Raw genomic sequence first — 26,931 nt, forward strand, 5'->3', positions numbered from 1 at the left:
GGGCCCGGGGCAGAGCCCCGATCTTTCAAGCCCCGCCGGCGATTGAGGCGCGGGGCCCGGGGCAGAGCCCCGCGACCGCAACCCCGGCACGGCCAAGGACCCCGGTCTCCGTCCGGGAGGGGAAACCGGGGCCGGTCCGAGAGGACTACGCGGCCGACCGGAACCTGGTCGTCCGATGCACCGGATCCGTATCGATCTTCGGAATCACATGCTCCCCGATCAACTTGATCGAATTCAGCGTGTCCTCATGCGAAATCCCGATGGGCAACCCGAACGACAACTGATCCGCCCCCGCCTGCTCCCACCTCTTGCACTGCTGCAACACCTCATCCGGATCCCCACAGATCATCAACTCCTCGGCGATGAGCAGCTCGATGATCTCCTCCGAGTAGTCCGGAAGCAGCTCCGGCCACTCCGGAATCCCCTCCGGCCGCGGAAACGTGTCGTGGTACCGGAACAGCAGCGACTGCAGGTAGTTGAGCCCACCGCTGACGGCGATCTGCACCGCCTTCTCGTGCGTCTCCGCACAAATCGCGGTCGACGTCACCATGACGTTGTCGTTCACGAAGTCCCCGACAGGATCCGGGTCCTGAATCGCGGTCTTGTACTGCTCAAGCACCCACTCCATGTCGGAGACCTTCTGCACGGAGAACCCCAGCACCCCCAGCCCCTTCTTCGCCGCCATCGCATACGACGGCGGGGACCCGGCCGCGTACCACATGCCGGGGTGCGACTTCCCGTACGGCTTGGGCAGGATCTTGCGGGGCGGCAGCTCCCAGTGCTTGCCCTTGAACCCGACGTACTCGTCCTGGAGCCACATCTTCGGGAACTCGCGGATGGTCTCTTCCCAGATCTCCTTGGTGTAGTTCATGTCGGTGACCCCCGGCATGAACCCAAGAATCTCGTGCGATCCCGCGCCTCGCCCACTGCCGAACTCGAACCGCCCCTCACTCAGGTGGTCGAGCATGGCGACCTTCTCGGCAACCTTCACCGGGTGGTTGACCGGCGCCAGCGGGTTGAAGATCCCGGACCCCAGATGAATCCGGTCGGTCGCATGCGCGAGATACCCGAGGAAGACGTCGTTCGCGGAAAGGTGCGAGTACTCCTCCAGGAAGTGGTGCTCGGACGCCCAGGCGTACTTGAAGCCGGACTTGTCCGCCTGGATGACGTACTCGGTCTCGTTCATGAGCGCGCGGTGCTCGGCGGTCGGATCCGTCAGCGCCTTCTTGCCCAGGTATCCCTGTACAAAGAGCCCGAATTCCAAGGAGGTTCACCGTCCTCGTCAGTTTCTGACGCATCGTCAGATTGGATGAAACGACTGTTCCACTGCGTTCGCCGACCGTCAATACCTGACGCACCGTCAGGTGCAGTCGACAGGCCGGGGATCACAACACACTGACCCCCGCGAGCCACCCCCCGTCCACGACGAACGGCTGCCCGGTGATGTACGCCGAGTCCTCCTCCGCGCTGAGGAAGAGCGCGAGCCGCGCGACCTCCTCCGGCTTCCCGACGCGGCCGAGCGGCACGAGTTTGCGGTACAGCTCGTCGACCGCCTGGGCCCCCTCCTCGGAGTTCGCCTCCGGGTCGAGCTGGGACGGGTTGCTCATGGCGGTGTCGATGGCGCCGGGGCAGACGGCGTTGACCCGGATCTTCTGCGCGGCCAGCTCGAGCGCGGCGACCCGCGTGAGCCCCACGATGGCGTGCTTGGTGGCGGTGTACGCGCCGACGTACGCCATGCCCGTCACGCCCGTGTACGAGGAAGTGTTGACAATGGACCCGCCGCCGGCGGCGCCGATCTCTGGCGCGACGGTCTTGATCCCGAGGAACGCCCCCACCTGGTTGACCTGGATGACCTGCTGAAACTCATCCAAAGGCGTCGAGACCAGCTCGTTGAACCGCAGAATCCCCGCGTTGTTGACGAGCCCGTCGATCTTCCCGAAGGCAGCCTTCGCGGAGCCGACGGCGGCGACCCAGTCCTCCTCCTTGCTCACGTCCAGGTGGACGTAGATCGCGTTGCCGTTGCCGAGGTCCTTGGCGACGGCCTCGCCCTGATCGTCGAGCACGTCGGCGACGACGATCTTCGCGCCCTCCGACGCGAAGAGCCGCGCCTCCTGCTCTCCCTGTCCGCGCGCCGCACCGGTGATGAGGACGACACGCCCATCGAGCTTGCCCATGCGTCAAACCCCTTGCCTAGTCGGTCAGTTGAGGTCGTTCAGGTGCGGAGCTGCTTCGACGGCGAAGGCCGCCATCTGATCGGTGAGTTCTTCGCGCGACCGGCTGCGGAACCGGATCTGGATCTGCTGCACGCCCATCGCGGCGTACGCCCGCAGCGACTCGGCGATCGCCTCGCCGCCGCCCGTCAGGGTGCGCCGCCCGACGTCCCAGGCCGGCGCACCCACGTACAACGGCTCGGTGATGGCGCCCACGGTCAGCGGCGCCTCGACCCCGGCCTCGGCGCGCAGCCGCCGCAGCTTCTCGATCTGCGCCGGAAGCCGGCCCCTCGGGTCACCCTGCGGCAGCCAGCCGTCGCCCTTGAGCGCGGCGCGGCGCACGGCGGGGGCGGAGGAGCCGCCGACCCAGATGGGTACGCGCCGCTGGGCGGGCCTGGGCCGCTGCCCGAGCCCTTCAAAGGAGTACAACTCCCCTTTATGAACAGGGAATTCATCCTGCCCCAGCGCCGCCTTCAACGCGTCCACACTCTCGTCGAGCACAGCGCCGCGCTTCGCGAAATCGACGCCGAGCGCCTCGAACTCCTCCTGTACGTGCCCGGCCCCGACGCCCAGGACGAGCCGCCCGCCACTGAGGTGGTCGAGGGTCGCGTACTGCTTGGCGGCGGCGAGGGGGTGCCGGAGCCCGACGATCGCGACATGACTCAGCAGCCGTACGCGCTCGGTGATGCCGGCGAGGTACGCGAGCGTGGCGACGGGGTCGTACCAGGTCGTCGACATGGCGTCGGCGAGGCGCCGCGGGATGGCGACGTGGTCGCAGCAGGCCACATAGTCGAAGCCGCCCCGGTCGGCGGTGCGGGCGATCTCGGCGAGATCCTCCACACCGGCGCCCGCCTCCCAGGGTTCGGCGTAGACGGTGCTCTGGGATTGGACCGGGAGTTGCATTCCGTAGGCGAGCAAAGCCATGAGCACCCCTGCCGGTAGATTTCCTGACGGGCCGTCACATCTGGCTGACGCGCAACATCCTCACGTCTGACGCTCCGTCAGGCAAGGGGTGGCACTGCCCGGTCTCGGGCTGCTGCGGGGCCCCCGCCCCCACGCCTCGGGGCTCCGCCCCGGACCCCGCGCCTCAAACGCCGGCGAGGCTGAATTTTCCCCACCGGCGCCGGGGCTGGAGCCATCGAGACTGCGGGGCCGACCCATGAACCCCTGCGGCGACTTGGCAAACCTCCAAGCCCCGCCAACACTTCAGGCCCAGAACCGAGCCACCCTCAAGCCCCTGCGGCGATTGAGCAGGCCTTTCAAGCCCCGCAGCCCGCGGGGCTCGGGTCGGAGCCCCACTTCAGGCCCCGCCGACGATTGAGGCGCGGGGCCCGGGGCAGAGCCCCGGCCTTTCAAGCCGCACCCTTCGGACGAGAGCCCGCGGGACCCGGGGCGGAGCCCAACCTCAAGCCCCGCCGACGATTGAGGCGCGGGGCCCGGGGCAGAGCCCCGGCCTTTCAAGCCCCGCCCCACCTCAAGCCCGCACTTCGGACGAGAGCCCACGGGGCCCGGGGCAGGGCCCCGTGACCGCAACCCCGGCACCCGGCCGCCCGATCAGGGCCTCCAGCACCCATCCGCCCCCAACCCCAACAACTCAATCGCATTGCCCCGCACCAGCCGATCCACCACATCCCCCGCCAGATGCCCCATCTGCGCCTCACCGACCTCCTTCGACTTGGGCCAGGTCGAATCGGAGTGCGGGTAGTCCGTCTCGTACAACACATTCCCGACCCCGATGGAATCGAGATTCTTCAGCCCGAACGCGTCGTCGAAGAAGCAGCCGAAGACGTGGTCGGCGAAGTACTCGGACGGCGGCTTGCGCACCTTGTCGGCGACGCCGCCCCAGCCCCGGTTCTCCTCCCAGACCACATCCGCCCGCTCGAGGATGTACGGGATCCAGCCGATCTGCCCCTCCGCGTACATGATCTTCAGGTTCGGGAAGCGCTCGAACTTGCCGCTCATCAGCCAGTCGACCATCGAGAAACAGCAGTTGGCGAAGGTGATGGTCGACCCGACGGCCGGCGGCGCGTCCGGTGACGTCGACGGCATCTTGCTGCTGGACCCGATGTGCATCGCGATGACCGTCCCGGTCTCGGCGCACGCCGCGAGGAACGGGTCCCAGTCGTCCGTGTGGATGGACGGAAGCCCGAGATGCGGCGGAATCTCCGAGAACGCGACCGCCCGCACCCCGCGCGCGGCATTGCGCCGCACCTCCGCCGCCGCCAACTCCGGGTCCCACAGCGGTACGAGGGTCAGCGGTATGAGCCGCCCCTGCGCCTCGGGGCCGCACCACTCCTCCACCATCCAGTCGTTGTACGCCCGGACGCCGAGCAGCCCGAGCTCCCGGTCCTTGGCCTCCGTGAACGTCTGCCCACAAAAGCGCGGGAACGTGGGGAAGCAGAGGGCGGACTGGACGTGGTTGACGTCCATGTCGGCGAGCCGGGCGGGCACGTCGAACGACCCCGGCCGCATCTGCTCGTACGTGATGACTTCCAGCTTGATCTCGTCCCTGTCGTAGCCCACCGCGGTGTCGAGCCGGGTCAGCGGCCGGTGCAGGTCCTCGTAGACCCACCAGTCGCCGATGGGTCCTTCGTCGCCGGGGTTCCCCATGACGGGCGCGAACTTCCCCCCGAGGAAGGTCATTTCCTTCAGAGGGGCCCGGACGATCCGGGGCCCGGTGTCGCGGAACTTCTTCGGCAGCCGGTCGGACCAGACGTTGGGCGGCTCCACGGTGTGGTCGTCGACGGAGATGATCTGCGGGAAGTCGACCGATTCCAGGGGAGTTTGGGCGTTTCGGGTGCTTTCTGTCTCCGTGGTCTCCATGGGCCCACGGTAGCGCCGATCTGACGACCCGTCAGCTAGTGCGGGCGCAGTGGTTCCCGATGGTTCACGCGTGAGGTCTCTGTGATGGGTGCCTTCCATGGCTGACGTATCCGCCAGGAACAAGGCAAACTGACGGCAGTTGTCTTTGATGTGCGCGCGACACCGGCGCGCCGGTTGGACGGCGCGACAGAATGACGTATGCGGACATGGCGGCAGGAGCAGTGAAGATGGTCGGTGGACCGCGGGTTCCGGAGCAGCGGCGCGCCGCCGCGCCCGAGGACCCCTCGGACGCGGCCGTCGGCGCCGACCTGCGCTTCAGCGTGCTCGGCCCGGTCCGGTCCTGGCGCGGCGCGGAGCCCCTCGCCACCGGCTCCCCGCAGCAGCGCGCCCTCCTCGCCGCCCTCCTCCTGCGCCAGGGCCGCACGGCGACGGCGGCCGAACTCATCGACTCCGTATGGGGCGAGGAGCCCCCGTCGCAGGCGCTGGCCGCGATCCGCACGTACGCCTCGCGGCTGCGCAAGATCCTCGGCCCCGGCGTCCTGGAGACCGAGGCGGGCGGCTACGCGCTGCGCATGGCGCGGCCCGACGCCCTCGACCTGGTGGCCGCCGAGGACCTCGCGGCGCAGGCCGAGCGGGCCCGGCACTCCGCCGACCTGTGCCGGGCGCGGACGCTGATGAACGAGGCGCTCGACCTCTGGGACGGCGAGCCGCTGGCCCACGTACCCGGACCGCACGCCGAGACGGAGCGGGCCCGCCTTGAGGAATGGCGACTCCAACTCCTGGAGGCCCGCCTCGACATGGACCTGGAGCAGGGCTGCCACGCCGAGGCGGTCTCGGCGCTCACCGCCCTGACCGCCGACCACCCGCTCCGCGAGCGCCTGCGCGAACTGCTGATGCTCGCGCTCTACCGCTCGGGCCGGCAGGCGGAGGCCCTCGCCGTCTACGCGGACACCCGCCGCCTCCTCGCCGACGAGCTCGGCGTGGACCCGCGCCCCGGCCTCTCGGAGCTCCAGCAGCGCATCCTCCAGGCGGACCCGGCCCTGTCGGAACCCTCTGTCCGGCCGCCCGAGCCCTCGCAGACACCACAACACCCGGCCCAACTCCCGGCCACGGTCCCGGACTTCACGGGCCGCGCGTCCTTCGTGACCGAACTGAGCGAAACGCTCGCCGCCGCGTCCTCCGAATCGGGCACCGGCTCGGTGATGGCGGTCTCGGCGGTGGCGGGCATCGGCGGCGTCGGCAAGACCACCCTCGCCGTGCACGTGGCACACGCGGCGCGCGCCGCCTTCCCCGACGGCCAGCTCTACGTGGACCTCCAGGGCACCAGCCCGCACCCCGCCGAGCCCGAGACGGTCCTCGGCTCCTTCCTGCGCGCCCTCGGCGTCTCGGACTCGGCGGTACCCGAGGCCCTGGACGAGCGCTCGGCCCTGTTCCGCTCGACCCTCGACGGCCGCAGGACCCTGGTCCTCCTCGACAACGCGCGGGACGCGGCGCAGGTCAGGCCGCTGCTGCCGGGGACAGCGGGGTGCGCCGCGCTGATCACGGGGCGGGTGCGGATGGTCGACCTGGTCGGCGCGCACCTGGTGGACCTGGACGTCATGTCGCCCGACGAGGCGCTGCTCCTGTTCACCCGCATCGTCGGTGAGGAACGGGTGACGTCCGAGCGGAAGGCGGCCCTCGACACCGTCGCGGCCTGCGGCTTCCTCCCCCTGGCGATCCGTATCGCGGCCTCCCGCCTCGCGGCCCGCCGCACGTGGACGGTCTCGGTCCTCGCCGCGAAGCTCGCGGACGAGCGCCGCCGCCTCGACGAACTCCAGGCCGGCGACCTGGCGGTCAAGGCCACCTTCGAACTCGGCTACGGCCAGCTGGAACCCGCCCAGTCCCGCGCCTTCCGCCTCCTCGGCCTCGCGGACGGCCCCGACATCTCCCTGGCGGCGGCCTCCGCGGTCCTCGACCTCGGCATCGAGTCGACGGAGGACGTCCTGGAGTCCCTCGTCGACACGTCCCTCCTCGAATCCGCCGCTCCGGGCCGCTACCGCTACCACGATCTGGTCCGGCTCTACGCGCGTGCGTGCGCGGAGCGGGACGAGACCGGGGAGGAGCGGGACGAGGCGATGTCACGCCTGCTGGACTTCTACCTGGCGACGGCGGCGGGCGTCTACGCGATCGAGCGGCCCGGAGACCGGCTGGTGGATCACCTCACGCCGACCGCCCACCCCGGCCTCTCCTTCGAGGACCGGCAGGCGGCCCGGGACTGGCTCTACTCCGAAGCCGTTCCGCTGCTTTCCTGTGCCCGGCAGGCGACCGGCAAGGGAGCGCTGCTCAGGGGAATCGACCTCCTGTGGGCCGCGGTCGACCTCGCCGAGTCCGGAGCGAACTCGAAGGAGTACGAGGCGACCGCCGCGCTGTTGCACGGGGCCGCCCAGGAGATGTCCGACGTCCGCGGCGAAGGCAGGGCCTGCGTGGTCCTGAGCAACGCACGGCTCTTCTCGGGGGCCTTCGAGCGGTCCGAACAGGAGGCGCGCCGCGCGCTGCGCCTCGCCGAGACCCACGACGACCCGCCGGCCCGCTGCTGGTCGGCCAACATCCTCGGGAACATCGCCTTCTACCAGAGCCGCCACCAGGACGCCGAGGTCCACTTCAACCGGGCCATCGACGAGTTCCGGGCATGCGAGGACCTGTCCGGCTCGGCCAGCCCGCTCTGCAACCTGTCCCGGATCCACCTGGCCACGGGACGAGCTGACTCCGCGGTCACCCTCGCCCGCCAGGGCACCGAGATATACGAGCGCCTCGGCCACTCCCTCCGGGTCGCGAACGGCCGCTACGCACTGGGGCTCGCGCTGGGCAGCACCGGCCAACACACGGACGCCACCGAGCAGTTGGACCAGGCGCTCGCCATCTTCCGCAACAGCCGTCAGCGGCTCTGGGAGGGCATGACCCTGTGCCGGCTGGCCGAGGTGGACCTGAAGGCCCGCCGGCCTGCGCGCGCCGCGAGCAACGCCGAGACGGCGCTGACGATGTTGCGCGACATCGGCGGTGCATGGCGCCGCGGCAATGTCCTCACCGTGCTGGGCAAGGCCCTCGACGGCATAGGCCAACCGGGCCGCGCCGAGGTCTGCTGGCGCGAAGCCCTGACGATCTACGAGGAGTTGGGCTCACCGGAGGCCGCTGACGTACGGTCGCTCCTGACGCCCGCCACGGCGTCGTAGCGAGTGACGATCTCGGCCGCGACGTCCCTTCGGGGCGGTCCCCCGGGACGTTCATCGTTCGTTTATCGCGAGGGTGCAGTCTCCATGTTGCCGGGCCGTCGCGTCGGGGGGCAGACGGACCACCGGAAGGGCCAACCGGCCGCCCACGGGGGAGCGGCCGGTTGGCTCCGTCCCAGTCCAGTCCAGCACGTTCACAGGGGAGGCACCACGATGAGCACAGAACAAGACCCGGTCGTCGAGCCGAACAACACCCACGTCACGGGTGGCGAGGACGGCGAGGAGATCCAGCCGCTCAACACTCACGTGACCAGCAAGCCGGCCGCTGTCGACGCGGACGGCGGCGAGGTCAAGCCGGACAACACCCACGTGACGTCCGAGCCGAGCTAGACCACTTTCCCGACGGGGATCGGCCGCGGCGGAGCGGAGGGGGAACCGCCGCGGCCGAGGTGTGTGATCAAGCCCCGCCGGCGTTTGAGGCGCGGGGTCCGGGGCAGAGCCCCGCAACCACGACGCGCCGGAAACATCAGTCCAGCTTGCGCGCCACTTCCGTGGCCCAGTACGTGAGGATCATGCTCGCGCCGGCCCGCTTGATGCCGAGCAGCGACTCCATGATCGCCGGGTCCCGGTCGATCCAGCCGCGCTGCGCCGCCGCCTCGATCATCGCGTACTCGCCGCTGATCTGGTACGCCGCCACCGGCACGTCGGACTCCTCGGCAACCCGGGCCAGGATGTCGAGGTAGGGACCGGCCGGCTTCACCATCACCATGTCGGCGCCCTCTTCGAGGTCGAGCGCCAACTCCCGCAGGGAGTCCCGGACGTTGGCCGAGTCCTGCTGGTACGTCTTGCGGTCGCCCTGGAGCGAGGATCCGACGGCCTCGCGGAACGGGCCGTAGAAGGCGGAGGAGTACTTCACCGAGTAGGCGAGCACGGCGACGTCCTCGCGGCCGATCTGGTCCAACGCGTCGCGCACGACGCCGATCTGACCGTCCATCATGCCGCTGGGGCCGACGATGTGGGCGCCCGCGTCCGCCTGGACCTGCGCCATCTCCGCGTACCGCTCGAGCGTCGCGTCGTTGTCGATCCGGCCCTGCTCGTCGAGGACGCCGCAGTGGCCGTGGTCCGTGAACTCGTCCAGGCACAGGTCCGACATGACCATCAGGTCGTCGCCGACCTCGGCACGCACGTCGCGCAGCGCGACCTGGAGGATGCCGTCGGGGTCCGTGCCGACCGTGCCCCGGCCGTCCTTCTTCTCGTCCAGCGGCACGCCGAACAGCATGATCCCGGAGACGCCCGCCGCGGCGGCCTCGGCCGCGGCCTTCTTCAGCGAGTCACGGGTGTGCTGGTACACGCCCGGCATGGAACCGATCTCCACCGGGGCGTCGATCCCCTCGCGCACGAACGCGGGGAGGATCAGGTCGGCCGGATGCAACCGCGTCTCGGCGACCATGCGCCGCATGGTGGAATTCGTCCGCAGCCGCCGCGGCCTCGAACCAGGAAAAGAACCGTACCGAGTCACTGCAATTCTCCTCGTACTACATGCAACACCACTGCCGCAGGGGCCATTTATAGCCCCTGCGGCGATTTAGCCGGGGCTACTTATAGCCCCTGCGGCGATTGAGCAGGCCCGTCCGGCAGAACAAATTCCAGCCCCTCCGGCGATTGAGGAGGCCCGTCCCGCAGGACATTCGTCCGCTACGGAGCCGCGCGCCGCCGCCGCGACCCCGGCCGCCGCTCGCTCGGCCGAGTGACCGGGTCCCCGGCCTCGATCGCGGCGGCCCGCCTCTTCGCACCAAAGTCCGCAAGCGCCGCCGCCAACTTCAACACCGACGGCTCCGGAGCCATCACATCGACCCGCAGCCCGTGCTCCTCGGCCGTCTTCGCCGTCGCCGGACCAATACACGCGATCACCGTCACGTTGTGCGGCTTACCCGCGATGCCGACCAGGTTCCGCACCGTCGACGACGAGGTGAAGAGCACCGCGTCGAAGCCGCCGCCCTTGATCGCCTCACGCGTCTCCGCCGGCGGCGGCGACGCGCGCACCGTCCGGTACGCCGTGACGTCGTCGACCTCCCAACCCAGCTCGATGAGCCCGGCGACGAGGGTCTCGGTCGCGATGTCGGCGCGCGGCAGGAAGACGCGGTCGATCGGGTCGAAGACCGGGTCGTACGGCGGCCAGTCCTCCAGGAGACCCGCGGCCGACTGCTCGCCGCTCGGCACCAGGTCCGGCTTCACGCCGAAGGCGATGAGAGCCTGCGCCGTCTGGTCGCCCACTGCCGCGACCTTGATCCCGGCGAAGGCGCGGGCATCGAGCCCGTACTCCTCGAACTTCTCGCGAACGGCCTTCACGGCGTTCACGGACGTAAAGGCGATCCACTCGTAACGACCGGTGACGAGCCCCTTCACCGCGCGCTCCATCTGCTGCGGCGTGCGCGGCGGCTCGACCGCGATGGTCGGCACCTCGTGCGGCACGGCGCCGTAGGAACGAAGCTGGTCGGAGAGCGAGGCCGCCTGCTCCTTCGTCCTGGGGACGAGCACGCGCCAGCCGAACAGCGGCTTCGACTCGAACCAGGACAGCTGGTCGCGCTGGGCGGCGGCACTGCGCTCACCGACCACGGCTATGACGGGCCGGTTGCCCTCGGGCGACGGCAGCACCTTGGCCTGCTTCAGGGTCTGCGCGATCGTGCCGAGCGTCGCCGTCCAGGTCTTCTGCCGCGTCGTCGTACCGGCGACCGTGACGGACAGCGGGGTGTCCGGCTTGCGGCCGGCCGCGACCAGCTCACCGGCGGCGGAGCCCACCGCGTCGAGCGTCGTCGACACGACGACCGTGCCGTCGGACGCGCCGACCTCGGTCCAGCAGCGCTCGGAGGCGGTGCGGGCGTCGACGAAGCGGACGTCGGCACCCTGCTGGTCACGGAGCGGCACACCGGCGTACGCGGGCACGCCCACGGCCGTCGCGATGCCCGGCACGACCTCGAAGGTGATGTCGGCGCCCGCGCAGGCGAGCATCTCCTCGGCCGCGCACGTGTCGAGGCCGGGGTCCCCGGCGACCGCACGCACGACCCGCTTGCCGCCCCTCGCGGCCTCCATGACAAGATTGGCCCAGTCCCGCAGAGCCGGGACCACAACGGCAGTTGACGGGCCGTCAGTGGTCGCCGCACGCTCCGGGGCGCCCGTGGCGTCGAGGACGGTCACGCCGGCCTTGGCATGCGTCCGCACGACGTCGAGCACTTCGGGCTCGGCGATCAGCACATCCGCTCGGGACAGGGCCTCCACGGCCCTGAGGGTGAGCAGTCCCGGATCTCCGGGACCCGCACCCAGGAAGGTGACGTGCCCAGGTGCGCAGGCGGTCGATACAGCGGTGGTGGGGCTCATCGTGCTCGCTCCCCCATCAGACCGGCCGCACCCTTGGCCAGCATCTCGGCGGCGAGTTCCCGCCCGAGTGCCAGCGCCTCGTCGGTGGACGAGGGCACGGGACCGGTGGTGGACAGCTGCACCAGCTCGGAGCCGTCGGTCGAGCCGACGACGCCGCGCAGGCGCATTTCTTTGACAATCTGCCCGTCGACCAGAAGGTCGGCCAGTGCACCCACGGGTGCGCTGCATCCGGCCTCCAGGGCGGCGAGCAGGGATCGCTCGGCGGTCACGGCGGCCCGTGTGAACGGGTCGTCCATCTCGGCGAGCGTGGCCACGAGTTCGCTGTTTCCAGCGGCACACTCGACAGCCAGTGCCCCCTGGCCGGGGGCGGGCAGAATCATGTCGGTCGGGAGGAACTCGGTGACTTCCTCACTGCGACCGGTGCGGCTGAGACCCGCGGCCGCGAGGACCACCGCGTCCAGCTCGCCCTTCTCGACGAAACCGATCCGGGTGTCGATGTTCCCACGGATCGGCACGGTCTCGATCCGTATGCCGTGGCTGCGCGCGTACCCGTTCAGCTGCGCCATGCGGCGCGGCGAACCGGTACCCACGCGGGCACCCGCGGGAAGATCCGTGAACTTCAGTCCGTCGCGCGCGATCAGCACGTCCCGCGGGTCCTCGCGCACCGGTACGGCGGCGAGGGCCAGCTCCTCGGGCTGCGCGGTCGGCAGATCCTTGAGGGAGTGCACCGCGAAGTCCACCTCGCCCCGGGCGAGCGCGTCGCGCAGCGCGGTGACGAAGACTCCGGTGCCGCCGATCTGCGCGAGGTGCTCGCGGGAGGTGTCGCCGTACGTGGTGATCTCCACCAACTCGACCTCGCGGCCGGTCAACTGACGTACGGCTTCGGCCACATGCCCGGACTGGGCCATGGCCAGCTTGCTGCGCCTGGTGCCCAGCCTCAGGGCTTTCTCGGCGGTCATGCCGGGCCTCGATTCTTGCCTTCTGCTTCGTGGGGGGTGGCCCGGGAAACGGCGGCGACCGTCTCCTGGTCCAGGTCGAACAGGGTCCGCAGGGCGTCCGCGTACCCGGCGCCGCCGGGCTCGGCGGCAAGCTGCTTGACCCGTACGGTCGGCGCGTGCAGCAGCTTGTCCACCACGCGCCGCACGGTCTGGGTGATCTCCGCGCGCTGCTTCTCGTCGAGGCCCGGGAGCCTGCCGTCGAGCCGCGCGATCTCGCTCGCCACCACGTCCGCGGCCATCGTGCGCAGCGCGACGACGGTCGGCGTGATGTGCGCGGCCCGCTGCGCGGCGCCGAACGCGGCGACCTCGTCGGCCACGATGGACCGCACCAGGTCGACGTCGGCGGCCATCGGGGCGTCCGCGGAGGCGTCGGCGAGCGATTCGATGTCGACGAGGCGGACCCCGTCGATCCGGTGCGCGGCCGCGTCGACATCGCGCGGCATCGCCAGGTCGAGGAGGGCCAGCGCCGTCTGTCGTACGGGCCCGGGGGTGCGCTCGCGGCGCATCTCCGGCACCCGTCCCGCGACGGCGAGCGCGGCGATGGTCTCGGCCTCCGAGGCCTCGACGGGGCGGACCTGCTCGCCCGGGGCGTTGTCGACCCAGGCGCCGTGCTGCTCGAGGGCGGCGGCGTCGAATCCGGCGACCGCGGCCTCGCCCTCGACGGAGAAGCCACCGCGCACCGTCTCGACGGAGCCGCCGTCCGCGGCGGACCGGCCCGGGGCCGCGGCCGGTGCGCCCGGCACCTCGCTGCCCGCGGTCGGCGTGCGGCCCGCGACGGCGGAACGTACCGCGTCGGCGGTGAGCACGAGCCCGGTCGCGCCGGTGCAGGAGATGGCGACGTCGGCACGTGTCAGTTCGTCCGCGACGGCGTCCATCGCGACGGCACGGGCGGTCGTCCCCGCCTCTCCCAAGATCTCTACGAGCCGGTCGGCGCGCTCCACCGTCCGGTTGGCGACGACGACTTCGGCGACCCCGGCCCGCGCGAGCGTGGCCGCGGCGAGCGAGGACATCGAACCGGCGCCGATGACGAGCGCGCGCCTGCCCCGCGCCCAGACGTCCACCGGCTGTCCGGCGGCGAGCTGCTCCAGGCCGAAGGTGACGAGCGACTGCCCGGCGCCGTCGATCCCGGTCTCCGAGTGGGCGCGCTTGCCCACCCGCAGGGCCTGCTGGAAAAGGTCGTTGAGGAGCTTGCCCACGGAGTGCAGCTCCTGGGCACGCGCGAGCGTGTCCTTGATCTGGCCGAGGATCTGGCCCTCGCCGACCACCATCGAGTCGAGCCCGCACGCCACCGAGAACAGGTGGTGCACCGCCCGGTCCTCGTAGTGCACATAAAGATGCGGAGTGAGCTCCTCGAGGCCGACACCGCTGTGCTGAGCGAGCAGCGTCGACAGCTCGGCGACACCGGCGTGGAACTTGTCCACGTCCGCGTACAGCTCGATGCGGTTGCAGGTGGCGAGCACCGCGGCCTCGGCGACCGGTTCGGCGGCGAGCGTGTCCTGCAACAGCTTGGCCTGGGTGTCCGCGTTCAACGCGGCGCGCTCCAGGACGCTCACGGGGGCGCTGCGGTGGCTCAGACCCACCACGAGGAGGCTCATGCCGGCATCACGGCGGGCACGTCCCCGTCGGGTCCCTTGCGGTCGTCGTTGTGCTTCGCGGCGGCGGGCTTGGTGACCTTGGCGGCGGGGCCCTCGACGCCCACAGCGCCCTCGGCGGCGCCGTCGTCGGGCGCCTCGCCGGCCTTGCGTTGCTCGTGGAAGGCGAGGATCTGCAGCTCGATGGAGAGATCGACCTTGCGCACGTCGACGCCGTCGGGAACGGAGAGCACCGTCGGCGCGAAGTTCAGAATGGAGGTGACACCGGCGGCGACGAGCCGGTCGCAGACCTGCTGCGCGGCGCCCGCCGGGGTCGCGATGACGCCGATGGAGACACCGTTCTCGTCGATGATCTTCTCGAGGTCGTCGGCGTGCTGCACGGCCATGCCCGCGACGGACTTGCCGGTCATCGCCGGGTCGGCGTCGAGCAGCGCCGCGACGCGGAAGCCGCGCGAGGCGAAACCACCGTAATTGGCAAGCGCCGCACCGAGGTTGCCGATACCGACCATCACGATCGGCCAGTCCTGCGTGAGGCCCAGCTCGCGTGAGATCTGGTAGACGAGGTACTCGACGTCGTAGCCCACGCCACGAGTCCCGTACGAACCGAGGTACGAGAAGTCCTTGCGCAGCTTCGCGGAGTTGACCCCCGCGGCGGCCGCGAGCTCCTCGGAGGAGACCGTTGGCACCGAGCGCTCCGACAGTGCGGTGAGGGCTCGGAGGTACAGCGGAAGCCTGGCGACGGTGGCCTCGGGAATCCCTCGGCTGCGGGTCGCCGGTCGGTGAGTTCGGCCAGTTGCCACGGTGCTCCTGCGGGTAGAGCGGGGCTGTGGGCGGCACCCTGCTACTCGACCGCCCCGTCGAATGCAGGCTATGTCTTTGTGAACGCGTGCACAAAGATGGTGTCCGATTTGCCCGGCCAACGTGACCGGGCTCACGCACGCCCCGCGCGCATCTCTGGAACCGGCGCGCGGGTGGCCTCGTTGCTCACCAGTGGGGGCCAAAACGGCACACTCTCCTCAACGTTGCCAAGATTCACGCCCCCGAGACCAAAACCGCCCTCGATCCTAAGCGACTTTTGGGACCACTTGGACTGGTCGGTCAGTGACCCGGTCGACCGCTCCCGCTCCGCGTAAGCGGTCCGTCACCGCGTGAGCGCGCGCCGCAACCGATCCTCCTGAACACGCCAGAAGTCGTGCTGCGCACCGTCGACGAGAACGACCGGGATCTGCTCCCAGTACTTGCGGTACAACTCCTCGTCCTCGGTGATGTCCTTCTTCTCCCAGGCCGCTCCGACCTCGGCGCACACCTTCTCGATCACCGACTGTGCGTCGTCGCACAGATGACAGCCGGGCTTCCCGATCAGCGTGACGGTCCGCTCACTCGGATCCTTCTTCTCGCGCGTACGAAAAATGGGACTCATACCGGCCATTCTCGCCCCACGCGGGGCCCTCCCGTCGCCGAGAATTCACGTACGGACAGGCTCCCGAAACCCGCTCGACTCCGGAACCCCCGAACACCATCGCTATGCTCACGACATGTCCCGCCCGTCACCCGACCGCCACCCCGGTAGGAGGCACTCCGTGCCGCTGATTGGATTCGGATGGCTCACCCCCCGTAGGCGCTCCGCCACCGCGCGGAGCGTGCTGGCAGGCGAGGCTTCGGCCGAGGCCGCCCGCAAGTCCTCCCAGGAGCTGGAGGACCAGGCGCCGCAGCTCGACGAGGGGCCCCAGGAACCGGAGTTCCCGGTCGCGGGCGACGACAAGGCCGCCGCCTTCTTCGACCTGGACAACACCGTGATGCAGGGCGCGGCGATCTTCCACTTCGGCCGCGGCCTCTACAAGCGAAAGTTCTTCGAGCGCCGCGAGCTGACGCGATTCGCCTGGCAGCAGGCCTGGTTCAGGCTGGCGGGCGTCGAGGACCCCGAGCACATGCAGGACGCCCGCGACAGCGCCCTGTCCATCGTGAAGGGCCACCGCGTCGCCGAGCTGATGACCATCGGCGAGGAGATCTACGACGAGTACCTGGCCGACCGCATCTGGCCCGGCACCCGCGCCCTCGCCCAGGCCCACCTGGACGCCGGGCAGAAGGTCTGGCTGGTCACCGCCGCGCCCGTGGAGATCGCCACGGTCATCGCCCGCCGCCTCGGCCTGACCGGCGCACTCGGCACGGTCGCCGAGTCCATCGGCGGCGTCTACACCGGCCGGCTCGTCGGCGAGCCCCTGCACGGCCCCGCGAAGGCCGAGGCGGTCCGCGCGCTCGCCTCCGGCGAGGGCCTGGAGCTGGGCCGCTGCGCCGCGTACAGCGACTCGCACAACGACATCCCGATGCTCTCGCTCGTCGGGCACCCGTACGCGATCAACCCGGACACGAAGCTGCGCAAGTACGCGCGCGAGCGTGACTGGCGGCTGCGGGACTACCGCACGGGCCGCAAGGCCGCGAAGGTCGGACTCCCCGCCGCGGCCGGCGTCGGCGCGGTCGCGGGCGGCACGGCGGCGGCGATCGCGCTGCACCGCCGCCGTCGCTGACGACATTCCGAACGTCTTACCCGTGACCGGCTCCCGTCAGTCACGCAAGTACCACTCGGCCACAACACGTCACCACCAGAGCCGGAATTTGAACGTAATCGATCAACAAGTGGTCACTCTCTGGTACTTGAATCGTCGCCGAGCGACTACAGAAGTGACGTAACCGGTGATTTGAGCAACTGGGTGTAGCGCTCCCTGCACGAAGCGTTATTCTCCTCAGACGCAAACCGGTACCCACGCGTCAGTACGACGGGTGAACGGTCCCGCACTGCACGTGATGGAAGCTCTGCCTCTGGGAGTCCCGTGTACCCACACGTCGGGGTTGACGCCTCGGGCCTGGCAACGCTGCACGCGACGGTCGTGGACCGCTTGCGCGGTTTCGTCCCCACCGCGTACGCCGTCCCCGCCCTCGCCGCTGCGGCTGCCTCGCCCGTGCCCGCCCCTGCCTCGCCATGTTTCGCCATGGCCGATTCGACCGCGGCCTCCGTAGGCCGGCGGGCCCGTTCCGGGTCCGCCCGCGCCTCGGGGACCGCCGCCAGGTCGGCCACACCTACGGCCCGCCGTCCCGCGGCCGACAGCGACAGTGCCCGCATGATGGACCTGGTCGAGCGCGCCCAGGGGGGCGAGGCCGACGCGTTCGGCCGGCTCTACGACCAGTACAGCGACACTGTCTACCGCTACATCTATTACCGCGTCGGCGGGAAGGCGACAGCGGAGGACCTCACCAGTGAGACCTTCCTGCGCGCGCTGCGCCGCATCGGCACGTTCACCTGGCAGGGCCGCGACTTCGGCGCCTGGCTGGTCACGATCGCGCGCAACCTGGTCGCGGACCACTTCAAGTCGAGCCGCTTCCGCCTGGAAGTGACCACCGGCGAAATGCTCGATGCGAACGAGGTGGAGCGTTCCCCCGAGGACTCCGTCCTGGAGTCCCTCTCCAACGCGGCTCTGCTCGACGCGGTGCGCCGCCTCAACCCACAGCAGCAGGAGTGCGTCACGCTGCGCTTCCTGCAGGGCCTGTCCGTCGCCGAGACCGCTCGCGCGATGGGCAAGAACGAGGGCGCGATCAAGACCCTCCAGTACCGGGCCGTACGCACCCTGGCGCGACTTCTCCCGGACGACGCCCGCTGAACCCGGGCGCCGTTTCTTCATCCCTGGGGCCGTTACTGCCCGCAGTCCCCAACTCACCTACGGTGAAAGAGAGATGGGATCGCGCTCGGATCATCTTTCGCGCGTAACCCAAGTACCGAGCCGCTCGTTGTGCGGGATGCAGGCTCCCTGTGGTCACTCCCGACCAGGATCCACTCACTCGTTGGTGTGTATCCGTGACCGGGGGTGCAACCCCAGGACCCCCTGGGGAGTCGACCGTCATGATTGAGAGGAGGTGCCGCCAGTGATCGCGAACGTATCGGCACACCGGCGGGCGAACGCCTTCGCCCAGGCCCTGGAGGACCAGTCCGACCAGGGCCCGGCGGCGCAGCGACCGGAAGAAGAACCGGCCGCCCGGCGCAGCGATGCGGCGACGGCCCAGGAGGGCGGACTGCTGTCCCTGGCCGCGGCTCTCGGCGAGCTGCCGAAGCCGGAGTTCGATCCCGAGGTCAAAGTGGTGCAGCGGGCGCAGCTCGTCGCCGCCATGGAGGCCATGGTCCAGGAGGGCGGCGCGGCCACCTCCGTACCGAAACAGCGCCAGGGCAAGGGCGCCCACAGGGCGAGTCCACTGCGGAAGCTGCGGCCCCGCTCCCGCCTGACCAAGGGCATCGCGGCAGGCGGGCTCACGGTCGGTGTGGCCGCCGGCGCGTTCACCGGCGTGGCCGCGGCCTCGTCCGGCGCGCTGCCGGGCGACCACCTCTACGGCCTCAAGCGCGGCATGGAGGACCTCAAGCTCGGCATGGCGCACAGCGACTCCGACAAGGGGCAGGCCTACCTCGACCAGGCGTCGACACGGCTGAGCGAGGCGCGGCGGCTCATGGAGCGCGGCCGGTCGGGACAGCTCGACCACGAGTCCGTGGGCGAGGTCAGGCGCGCGCTCTCCGGGGTGCAGTACGACGCCTCCGAGGGCCACCGGCTGCTCAGTGACGCGTACAAGCGCGACGGCGCCCTCGGCCCGATCCAGGCCCTCTCCACCTTCTCCGACGCGCACAGGCAGAGCTGGACGGCCCTGAGCGACCGTCTGCCGGTCCAGCTCGGTGACGTGCGGGACCAGGTCAGTTCGGTCTTCGACGCCATAGACGAGGAAGTCGGCCCGCTGCGCTCCCTGCTGCCGCGGACCCCGGACGAGAAGGGCGGCTCGACGCGCCCGGGCACCGGTCGGGACGGTACGTCGCCGGGGACGCCGGACACCGGCAGCTCCACCCCGTCCGGCTCCGCCTCCAAGGACGACAAGACGTCGGCGAAGCCGAAGCCGTCCACGTCCGACTCCGGCAAGGACGAGGAGGGCCTGCTCGGCGAGAACACGGGCGGCCTCCTCGACCCGCCGAAGGACCGGACGAGCCCGAGCCCCTCGGACGACAGCCCGGGCTCCGACACGGGCTCGGGTACCCCGAAGCCGGACGTGACGGTGCCCCCGCTGCTCCCGGGCCTGCTGCCGGGCCTGGGCGTCGACGGCGAGGACGCGAAGTAGGACCTACGAGGAGGGGGGGGCGGGGACCGGACCGGTCCCCGCCCCCCTCCTCGTGATCCCTCAGAAAAACACCGACCGCCGCTGTACCAGCAACTTGGCCCCTCTCTCTGCTGCCCTCGCACTGCTCCGCAGGCTTCGGACAGCTGCGCCGGACTCCGTCCGCCGACACGGCGCCCGCCGCACCGAACAGAAGTCGGCCCTGGCCCAACACTCCTCAGAAAAACACCGACCGCCGCTGCACCAGCAACTTGTAGAGCGTGTGCTGGATTTGTTCGCGGACCTGGTCCGTCAGGTTGAACATCAGCATCGGATCCTCCGCCGCCTCCGGCGGATAGCCGTCCGTCGGGATCGGCTCACCGAACTGGATCGTCCACTTCGTCGGCAACGGCACCGCCCCGAGCGGCCCCAGCCACGGGAACGTGGGCGTGATCGGGAAGTACGGAAACCCGAGAAGCCGCGCGAGCGTCTTCGCGTTGCCGACCATCGGGTAGATCTCCTCCGCGCCGACGATCGAGCACGGCACGATCGGCGTGCCGGCGCGCAGCGCGGTGGACACGAAGCCGCCCCGCCCGAAGCGCTGCAACTTGTACCGCTCGCTGAACGGCTTGCCGACGCCCTTGAACCCCTCCGGCATGACGCCGACCAGCTCACCGCTTTCGAGCAGCCGCTGCGCGTCCTCCGCGCAGGCCAGCGTGTGCCCGGCCTTGCGCGCCAGTTCGTTGACCACCGGCAGCATGAACACCAGGTCGGCCGCGAGCAGCCGCAGGTGCCTGTTCTCCGGATGGTTGTCGTGCACGGCGACCTGCATCATCAGGCCGTCCAACGGCAGCGTCCCGGAGTGGTTGGAGACGATCAGGGCACCGCCGTCGGAGGGGATGTTCTCAATGCCCTTCACCTCGACCCGGAAGTACTTCTCCGCGATCGGCCGGAGCAGCGACATCAGGACCTGGTCGGTGAGCTCCTCGTCGTAGCCGAACTCGTCGACGTCGTACTCCCCGGTGATCCGCCGCCGCACAAACGCGAGCCCACCCGCGAGCTTCCGCTCCCAGCCGCCACCCTGCGGCGGCCCGGCCGACTCCCGCGGCGCCGCTTCGGCCGCCGGCTCGGACGGTGGCTGCTGCAACGGCCGCACCTCCCGTACGGCCACGGGTTCGCCCTTGCGTCGGGCGCCGCCCCCGGGGCCCCGGCCGCGGCGCGCGGCACCCTTCGCCGCCGCCCCTCGCGACCTGTCGTCGTCGAACGGAATGACCTTGGCGTCCGCCATCGTTGATGCGCTCCTCAGTTGGCGCTCTGCGTCGGGGGGTGGCCGGGGACCGTGCGGGCACCGCCCAGGAAGGGCAGCGCGGCGATGCGGTCAACGGCCCCCGCGAGGGCCTGCGGCGGCAGCAGTCCCGGGCCCCGGCCGCGTACGAACTCCGCGAAGGCCTCCGCGGTCGTGTACTTGGGTGCAAAGCCCAGTGTGTCGCGCATCTGGTCCGTCGACACCATCCGTCCGTGCGTGAGCAGCCGGATCTGCTCGGGCGAGAAGTCCGTCGCGCCCAGCGTACGCAGCGCGCCGCCCACCCAGGTCACCGCGGGAAGGAACACCGGAACCGTCGGCCGGCCGAGCCGCCGCGAGCACTGCGACAGCAGCAGCACACCGTCACCGGCGATATTGAACGTGCCGCTGTTCAACGTCCCCCGGGCCGGATCGTGCGAGGCGATCCGCAGCACCTCGATCACGTCGTCCTCGTGCACGAACTGCAACCGCGGGTCGTAGCCGAACACGGTCGGCAGGACCGGCAGCGAGAAGTACTCGGCGAGCGGCGAATCCGCCGTGGGACCAAGGATGTTGGCGAAGCGCAGCACGCACACCGCGACATCAGGACGGCGCCGGGCGAACCCGCGCACATACCCCTCGACCTCGACGGTGTCCTTGGCGAAGCCCCCGCTCGGCAGCGACTTCGGCGGCGTCGTCTCGGTGAAGACGGCGGGATCGCGGGGAGCCGACCCGTACACATTGGTGCTGGACTTCACCACCAGGCGCTTCACGTTCGGCGCCTTCTGGCACGCGCCGAGCAGCTGCATCGTGCCGATGACGTTGGTCTCCTTGACCGCGCCGCGGCCACCGCTGGCCAGCGGGGTTCCCGTCACGTCCATGTGCACGACCGTGTCCACGCCGTACTCGGCGAGCAGCCGCGCGATCGTCGGCTGCCGGATGTCGGCCTGCAGGAAGTCGGCGCCGCCCAGATGGTGGGCCGGCGGCACCGCGTCCACGCCGATGACCCGGTCCACCTCGGGGTCCCGCTGGATCCTGCGTACGAACCGGCCGCCCAGCTGTCGGGCCACCCCCGTCACGAGCACGACCTTGCCCAAGATCAGCGCCTACCTTCCGTCCCAGACCCGCCTGCGGGTCACGTTATCGGTTCGATGTTGCGCTGTGATGTCTGCTCGATGCAGGAAGTGACGACAGCCACACCCCCCCAGACGCAATGTGGCCCTCCCACCGGATGGTGGAAGGGCCACAAGGCGCGCTGTACAGCAGCTGTCGCTTACTTCTTGTTACGACGCTGCACGCGGGTGCGCTTCAGCAGCTTGCGGTGCTTCTTCTTAGCCATCCGCTTACGCCGCTTCTTAATGACAGAGCCCACGACTACCCTCGCTCACTTCTCGGACAACCCCCGCAAGGCGGAGACAATCACTCGGTGCGGGGCTGCATTGGGGCCCACACGACCTACGGGGGGCAAGCCTACCCCGCTCCGAGTGCCGAGCAGAAATCGAGGTCCTCAGGACCCTGTGGATCAGCCGGCGCCCACCCCCACGTAGGAGTCGCGGAGGTACTCATGAACCGCGTTCTCCGGGACTCGGAATGACCTCCCCACCCGGATCGCGGGCAGATGACCACTGTGCACCAAGCGGTACACGGTCATCTTCGACACTCGCATCACCGCGGCGACCTCCGCCACGGTCAGGAACGCCACCTCGGATAGAGGCCTCTGCTCAGCAGCCATGACACACCTGAACCTTCCGCACTCGACGGCCACCGGCTTCCCCTTCCGGTGACTCAACGTCGTTGCGTGCTCACTCCCCAATGTAGAGGCGGGTGATGCGAGTGGGGAAGAGGAGCAGCGATCGGCCGCCTACTGTGACAGACACGCTCGATTGAGTACATAGCGAGTAAGCGGTCGGTAGTAATCAGACCGCACAGCGTCATCAAGTGGAACGACGACGGACACCTGCCCCTCAGCCTCACCGACGAACAGGGCGGGATCGTCCGTATCGGCCAGACCGATGGCGTCGAACCCCAACTGACCTGCACCGCAGACCCATCCGTGGTCCCCGATGACCAACTCGGGCAGCGGCTCGCCGGCCTCCGAGAGCGCACCGAGCACCAGCCGAACCGGGAGTGGCGAGTGGGTGTGCGCGCCGGTCTCACTTCGCGCCGGGTACGCGCCCGGTTCCCGCATCAACGCGACTCCCTGGTCGTAGTCGAGGTTGTACGTGCGTAGGCCGAATCGGGTCGTTATGTCGATACTCCGACCCTGCGCGGGGGTGAGGACAGGGCACCCCACCGCCGACAGGGCGTCCGCCAACGCGGCGTAGAAACCGAGCAGTCGGTGCGGATGTCCCGTCCCGAACAGCACTGGGGAACGGCTCTCGGCGGCCCGGCCGACCCGCTCCGCAAACGCGTCGAGCGCGGCCAGAGTCCGTTCCGGATCGATGACATCGTGGCCCGTGCGGTGTCCCGGGTCCCCGGACACCCCGCACTTGTCCGCCATCAGCGCGAGCAAGTCCCGGTGACCCCACGCCCACTCGGGATCGAGCCCGAGCATCACGCGCGGATCCCGCGCCTCGAACAGGCGGTAGCTCCGCAGGCTCTCCTCACGGGAGGTCGCCACGGGCCCGGCAAGCCGAGCCGCCAACAGGTGCGCACGCAGGGCGCCGACGCTCAACACCCTTGCGATGTTGCTGCATTGCCCCCACCCAAACCCCCGCTTTCCCCAAACACCCCACGGTCGGAGTAACCCCGCGTTCTAAGCCCCTCCGGCGATTGAGGAGCGGCATTCAAGCCCCTGCGGCGATTGAGCAGGCCTTTCAAGCCCCTGCGGCGATTGAGCAGGCCTTTCAAGCCCCTGCGGCGATTGAGCAGGCCTTTCAAGCCCCTGCGGCGATTGAGGCGCCTTTCAAGCCCCGCCGGCGATTGAGGCGCGGGGTATGGGGCAGAGCCCCAAGCCCAGCCACGGCTACCCGGCGACCGCCCCGGGGCTCCGCCCCGGACCCCGCTGCTCAATCGCCGCAGGGGCTTGAATGGCCCGCGCCTCAATCGCCGGCGGGGCTTGAATGCCGCTGCTCAAGCGCCGCAGGGGCTTGAGTGGGTCACGGCAGTAGCCCCCGCAGCGGATACGACGCCTTACGGGTGGCCAGAACCGCCTGGTCGAGCCGGTCCGCGGGGTCGTACCCCGCCTCCCACTCCCGATACGACACGGGCCACCGCCCATCCGTCATCCGCCGCGGAGCCAACTGCCGCGTACGCGCGAACACTTCCTGCCGCCACCCATCGGGAATCACCGACTCGGGCGCGACCTCCCGCCCCGCCGCGATCCCGACCAAGTGCGTCCACGACCTCGGCACGACGTCCACCACCGCGTACCCGCCCCCACCGAGCGCCACCCACCGCCCACCGGCGTACTCGTGCGCCCACGCGTGACAGGCGACCTGCACGGCCCGCTGCGCGTCCAAAGACACGGCCAGATGCGCCAGCGGATCCTCGAAGTGCGTATCGGCCCCGTGCTGCGTCACAAGCACCTGCGGCCGGAACTCCGCCAACAACTCCGGCACCACCGCATGCAGCGCCCGCAGCCACCCGGCGTCCCCGGTCCCCGCCGGCAGCGCCACATTCACCGCCGTCCCCTCCGCGGCCCCGTCGGCCCCCGTCTCCTCGGGCCACCCGGTCTGCGGAAACAACGTACGGGGATGCTCGTGCAGCGAGATCGTCAGGACCCGCGGGTCCTCCCAGAACGCGGCCTGCACGCCGTCCCCGTGGTGCACGTCCACATCCACGTACACGACCCGCTCCGCGCCCAACTCAAGGAGTCGAGCGATCGCCAGCGCCGCGTCGTTGTACACGCAGAACCCGGACGCCGCCCCCGGCATCGCATGGTGCAGGCCACCCGAGAAATTCACCGCGTGCAGCGCGTCCCCCCGCCACACGCTCTCCGCGGCCCCCACCGACTGCCCGGCGATCAGCGCGGACACCTCGTGCATCCCGGCGAAGGACGGATCATCCACCGTCCCCAGCCCATAAGCCGGATCAGCGGCGTCCGGATCGAGCGACGCAGCCTTGACCGCCTCCACGTAGTCCTCACGGTGCACGAGCCGCAACGTCGAATCCCCGGCCGCCTTCGCCGCGACGACATCCATGTCCCGGTCAAGACCGAACGCGTCCACCAGTCTCCGGGTCAGATCAAGCCTGACCGGATCCATCGGGTGTCCGGGCCCGAAGTCATACCCCGCTACCGCCGGGTCCCACATCAATTGCGCGCGGCCGCTCATGCCCGCCACCGTATCGGTCCCCCCGCTCCCGGAACGATGGGGCGTACACCAGCGTCAACAGCACCAACACCATGGGCACGAGCATCGCCCCGCGGTAACTCCACGCGTCCCCCAAAGCCCCCACAAGCGGCGAACCGATCAGAAAACCCACGTAGTTGAAGATATTGAGCCGCGCCACCGCCGCATCCGAAGCGTTCGGGAACAGCCGTCCCGCCGCGGCGAAGGTCTGCGGCACGATCACGCACAACCCGAGCCCCAGCAGCGTGAATCCGAGCATCCCCACCCAGGCCCCCGGCGCCACAGCCACCACACCGAACCCACCCGCGGCCACAACGGACCCCACCCGCACCACGGCCACCGCCCCGAACCGCCGCACCCCCACGTCCCCGACGGCCCGCCCCACCAGCGTCATCACCATGTAGACGTTGTACGGAACCGTGGACAGCTGCTCCGAACTCCCCAACACGTCCTGGAGGTACTTCGCGCTCCAGTTGGAGACCGTCGAGTCCCCGATGTACGCGAACGACATCACCAGGCACAGCGGCAACAACACCTTGAAGACGACCCCGCTGCCCTGCGCCTGCTCCCGCGCGGCCTCCTCCCCACCGACCGGCCGCCCGTCCACGTACCACCGGCTCGCCACGAGGCAGAGCGGCAACAGCACGCACACCACCGGCAGATACAACACGAACAGCGTCAGATCCCAGTGCGCCCCGACCCACGCGAGCGACGCCCCGACGATCCCGCCGAGACTGTACGCGGCGTGGAAGCCGAGCATGATGCTGCGCCCGTACGCCCGCTGCAGGCTGACACCGAGCATGTTCATCGAGGCGTCCAGCGCCCCCACCGCCAGCCCGAACACGGCGAGCGCGACGGCCACTTGGGCCACCGAGTCCCCGGCCGCGACCCCGAGCAGCGCCAGCAGGACGACGGGCTGCGCCCACCGCAGCACCCGGCTGGGCCGCACCCTCTTCACCAACTGCTCGGTGCCCACGCTCCCGACCCCGGCCAGCACCGGCACCGCGGCCAGGAACACGGGCAGCAGTGCGTCGGATATCCCGTACTGGTCCTGAATCGCGGGGATCCGGGTCACGAGCAGCGCAAAGGCGGCGCCCTGCGCGAAGAAGCTCAACCCCAGCGTCCGGCGCCCCCACCGCATCCGCCCGCTCGCCGTACCGGTCGCCCCGGCTGTGCCATCGGTCATGGCGGCACAGCGTAGGCCGCCGCCTTACCCGTGGGTAGATGGATCACAAAACCATGGGCCGACCGTGACCTCGGGCGATACCTCAACCGAGCAGCCGGGGCAACTCCCGCATGTCGTCGAAGAGTTCATCGGCCTGGTCGAGCCGCTCGGCGGGCGTCATCGCGGTGAACCCGTACACATCCATCCCGGCCGAGACGGCGGCCTGCACACCGAGCGGGCTGTCCTCGACGACCAGGCACTTCTCGGGCCGGACCCCCATCCGCTCGGCGGCGTACAGAAACAGGTCGGGCGCCGGCTTCCCCCGCCCCACATCCTGCGAGCTGAAGATCCGCTCGTCCCCGAACCACTTGTCGAGCCCGGTCTTCCGGTGCCCGACACGGATCCGCTCATGACTCCCGGAGGACGCGACGCAGTACGGCACCTCGTCGGCGGCCAGCTTCTCCAGCACCTCGACTACCCCGTCGACGGGCTCCAGCTCCCGCTCGAACGCCGCGAACACCCGCGTATGAAACGTGTCGTCGAAGTCCTCGGGCAATCGCTGCCCGGTCCGCTCGAGCACCACATCGTGCACGCGGTGCATGGCGGCCCCCATGTAGTCCCGCAGGGATTCCTCGTACGAGGTCGGGTGCCCGAGCTCGGTGAGATAGCCGGCCAGGAGCGTGTTGGAGATCGGCTCACTGTCGACGAGTACACCGTCGTTGTCGAAGATGACGAGGTCATAGCGCATGCCCATGTCTTCGACCCTAAACGCAGAAAAGCCCGGACCGTATCCCGGTCCGGGCTTTCCTTTTAAAATTAGTTCGGCGGCGTCCTACTCTCCCACAGGGTCCCCCCTGCAGTACCATCGGC

Annotated in this window: 23 protein-coding genes; 5 read left to right on the forward strand and 18 right to left on the reverse strand. The window is 70.0% G+C overall.

The genetic code is table 11. The features are described 5' to 3' along the window. Nucleotides 1-145: 145 nt before the first annotated feature. From ACWD2L_RS39835 to ACWD2L_RS39850, 4 genes are all read right to left on the reverse strand, one after another. A complete protein-coding gene (locus ACWD2L_RS39835) occupies nucleotides 146-1,264 on the reverse strand; it encodes an LLM class flavin-dependent oxidoreductase (protein ID WP_351341190.1) in 1,119 nt (372 codons plus the stop codon). A 121-nt stretch (nucleotides 1,265-1,385) separates the two neighbouring features. Continuing rightward, the gene (locus ACWD2L_RS39840) at nucleotides 1,386-2,174 is read right to left on the reverse strand and encodes an SDR family NAD(P)-dependent oxidoreductase (RefSeq protein ID WP_351341188.1); all 789 of its coding nucleotides are present in this window, start codon (nucleotides 2,172-2,174) and stop codon (nucleotides 1,386-1,388) included. Between the two features lie 24 nt (nucleotides 2,175-2,198). Further along, nucleotides 2,199-3,134, reverse strand: coding sequence for an LLM class F420-dependent oxidoreductase (locus tag ACWD2L_RS39845; protein WP_351341186.1), 936 nt, complete (start codon nucleotides 3,132-3,134; stop codon nucleotides 2,199-2,201). A gap of 630 nt (nucleotides 3,135-3,764) precedes the next feature. Next, complete coding sequence (locus ACWD2L_RS39850; protein WP_351341183.1) at nucleotides 3,765-5,033, reverse strand: amidohydrolase family protein; 1,269 nt, start codon at nucleotides 5,031-5,033, stop codon at nucleotides 3,765-3,767. A gap of 227 nt (nucleotides 5,034-5,260) precedes the next feature. Here ACWD2L_RS39850 and ACWD2L_RS39855 point away from each other — a divergent pair, with 227 nt between their 5' ends. Together ACWD2L_RS39855 and ACWD2L_RS39860 are read left to right on the forward strand one after the other, a co-directional pair. Then, a complete protein-coding gene (locus tag ACWD2L_RS39855; RefSeq protein ID WP_351341181.1) occupies nucleotides 5,261-8,242 on the forward strand; it encodes an AfsR/SARP family transcriptional regulator in 2,982 nt (993 codons plus the stop codon). A 210-nt stretch (nucleotides 8,243-8,452) separates the two neighbouring features. Continuing rightward, nucleotides 8,453-8,629 (forward strand): hypothetical protein, encoded by a 177-nt coding sequence (locus ACWD2L_RS39860; RefSeq protein WP_351341179.1) that lies wholly within the window; start codon nucleotides 8,453-8,455, stop codon nucleotides 8,627-8,629. Between the two features lie 136 nt (nucleotides 8,630-8,765). Here the strand turns inward: ACWD2L_RS39860 and hemB are convergent, their stop codons facing one another. From hemB to ACWD2L_RS39890, 6 genes are all read right to left on the reverse strand, one after another. Next, a complete protein-coding gene (hemB, locus tag ACWD2L_RS39865; RefSeq protein WP_351341177.1) occupies nucleotides 8,766-9,758 on the reverse strand; it encodes a porphobilinogen synthase in 993 nt (330 codons plus the stop codon). Between the two features lie 176 nt (nucleotides 9,759-9,934). Beyond that, nucleotides 9,935-11,614 carry a bifunctional uroporphyrinogen-III C-methyltransferase/uroporphyrinogen-III synthase gene (locus ACWD2L_RS39870; protein WP_351341174.1) on the reverse strand — a complete coding sequence of 560 codons (1,680 nt, stop codon included), beginning with the start codon at nucleotides 11,612-11,614 and terminating at the stop codon, nucleotides 9,935-9,937. Then, nucleotides 11,611-12,573 (reverse strand): hydroxymethylbilane synthase, encoded by a 963-nt coding sequence (gene hemC, locus ACWD2L_RS39875; protein ID WP_351341172.1) that lies wholly within the window; start codon nucleotides 12,571-12,573, stop codon nucleotides 11,611-11,613. The genes ACWD2L_RS39870 and hemC overlap by 4 nt, the downstream gene beginning before the upstream one ends. Further along, nucleotides 12,570-14,207, reverse strand: coding sequence for a glutamyl-tRNA reductase (locus ACWD2L_RS39880; RefSeq protein ID WP_351341170.1), 1,638 nt, complete (start codon nucleotides 14,205-14,207; stop codon nucleotides 12,570-12,572). Before ACWD2L_RS39880 ends, hemC begins: the two co-directional genes overlap by 4 nt. Continuing rightward, on the reverse strand, nucleotides 14,204-15,004 hold the full coding sequence (locus ACWD2L_RS39885) for a redox-sensing transcriptional repressor Rex (RefSeq protein WP_351341168.1): 801 nt from the start codon (nucleotides 15,002-15,004) through the stop codon (nucleotides 14,204-14,206). The genes ACWD2L_RS39880 and ACWD2L_RS39885 overlap by 4 nt, the downstream gene beginning before the upstream one ends. A 341-nt stretch (nucleotides 15,005-15,345) precedes the next feature. Next, a complete protein-coding gene (locus tag ACWD2L_RS39890; protein ID WP_451193672.1) occupies nucleotides 15,346-15,633 on the reverse strand; it encodes a glutaredoxin family protein in 288 nt (95 codons plus the stop codon). A 157-nt stretch (nucleotides 15,634-15,790) separates the two neighbouring features. Between ACWD2L_RS39890 and ACWD2L_RS39895 the strand changes: the two genes are divergently transcribed. The 3 genes from ACWD2L_RS39895 (at nucleotide 15,791) to ACWD2L_RS39905 (ending at nucleotide 19,346) form a co-directional block, all read left to right on the forward strand. Further along, nucleotides 15,791-16,729: an HAD family hydrolase gene (locus ACWD2L_RS39895; RefSeq protein WP_351341219.1), complete on the forward strand. Its 939-nt coding sequence runs from the start codon at nucleotides 15,791-15,793 to the stop codon at nucleotides 16,727-16,729. A 303-nt stretch (nucleotides 16,730-17,032) separates the two neighbouring features. Continuing rightward, a complete protein-coding gene (locus ACWD2L_RS39900; RefSeq protein WP_351341164.1) occupies nucleotides 17,033-17,857 on the forward strand; it encodes an ECF subfamily RNA polymerase sigma factor, BldN family in 825 nt (274 codons plus the stop codon). A gap of 262 nt (nucleotides 17,858-18,119) precedes the next feature. Further along, nucleotides 18,120-19,346 carry a DUF5667 domain-containing protein gene (locus ACWD2L_RS39905; RefSeq protein ID WP_351341162.1) on the forward strand — a complete coding sequence of 409 codons (1,227 nt, stop codon included), beginning with the start codon at nucleotides 18,120-18,122 and terminating at the stop codon, nucleotides 19,344-19,346. Nucleotides 19,347-19,560: 214 nt separating this feature from the next. Here the strand turns inward: ACWD2L_RS39905 and ACWD2L_RS39910 are convergent, their stop codons facing one another. The 8 genes from ACWD2L_RS39910 to ACWD2L_RS39945 form a co-directional block, all read right to left on the reverse strand. Next, entirely contained in the window at nucleotides 19,561-20,610 is a 1,050-nt protein-coding gene (locus tag ACWD2L_RS39910) for a lysophospholipid acyltransferase family protein (protein ID WP_351345981.1), read from the reverse strand. A 14-nt stretch (nucleotides 20,611-20,624) separates the two neighbouring features. Beyond that, nucleotides 20,625-21,701 carry an NAD-dependent epimerase/dehydratase family protein gene (locus ACWD2L_RS39915; RefSeq protein ID WP_351345984.1) on the reverse strand — a complete coding sequence of 359 codons (1,077 nt, stop codon included), beginning with the start codon at nucleotides 21,699-21,701 and terminating at the stop codon, nucleotides 20,625-20,627. A 176-nt stretch (nucleotides 21,702-21,877) separates the two neighbouring features. Then, nucleotides 21,878-21,976 carry a 30S ribosomal protein bS22 gene (locus ACWD2L_RS39920; protein WP_003948845.1) on the reverse strand — a complete coding sequence of 33 codons (99 nt, stop codon included), beginning with the start codon at nucleotides 21,974-21,976 and terminating at the stop codon, nucleotides 21,878-21,880. Nucleotides 21,977-22,126: 150 nt separating this feature from the next. Further along, the gene (locus ACWD2L_RS39925; RefSeq protein WP_351345987.1) at nucleotides 22,127-22,336 is read right to left on the reverse strand and encodes a helix-turn-helix domain-containing protein; all 210 of its coding nucleotides are present in this window, start codon (nucleotides 22,334-22,336) and stop codon (nucleotides 22,127-22,129) included. A 129-nt stretch (nucleotides 22,337-22,465) separates the two neighbouring features. Next, nucleotides 22,466-23,281 carry a phosphatase gene (locus ACWD2L_RS39930; protein WP_351345990.1) on the reverse strand — a complete coding sequence of 272 codons (816 nt, stop codon included), beginning with the start codon at nucleotides 23,279-23,281 and terminating at the stop codon, nucleotides 22,466-22,468. Between the two features lie 421 nt (nucleotides 23,282-23,702). Beyond that, nucleotides 23,703-24,878 (reverse strand): acetoin utilization protein AcuC, encoded by a 1,176-nt coding sequence (locus tag ACWD2L_RS39935; protein WP_351346048.1) that lies wholly within the window; start codon nucleotides 24,876-24,878, stop codon nucleotides 23,703-23,705. Next, nucleotides 24,829-26,082 carry an MFS transporter gene (locus tag ACWD2L_RS39940; RefSeq protein WP_451193677.1) on the reverse strand — a complete coding sequence of 418 codons (1,254 nt, stop codon included), beginning with the start codon at nucleotides 26,080-26,082 and terminating at the stop codon, nucleotides 24,829-24,831. The genes ACWD2L_RS39935 and ACWD2L_RS39940 overlap by 50 nt, the downstream gene beginning before the upstream one ends. 82 nt (nucleotides 26,083-26,164) lie before the next feature. Beyond that, the gene (locus tag ACWD2L_RS39945) at nucleotides 26,165-26,809 is read right to left on the reverse strand and encodes an HAD family hydrolase (RefSeq protein WP_351346053.1); all 645 of its coding nucleotides are present in this window, start codon (nucleotides 26,807-26,809) and stop codon (nucleotides 26,165-26,167) included. Between the last annotated feature and the right edge of the window lie 122 nt (nucleotides 26,810-26,931).

The organism is Streptomyces sp. NPDC002754, assembly GCF_053592315.1.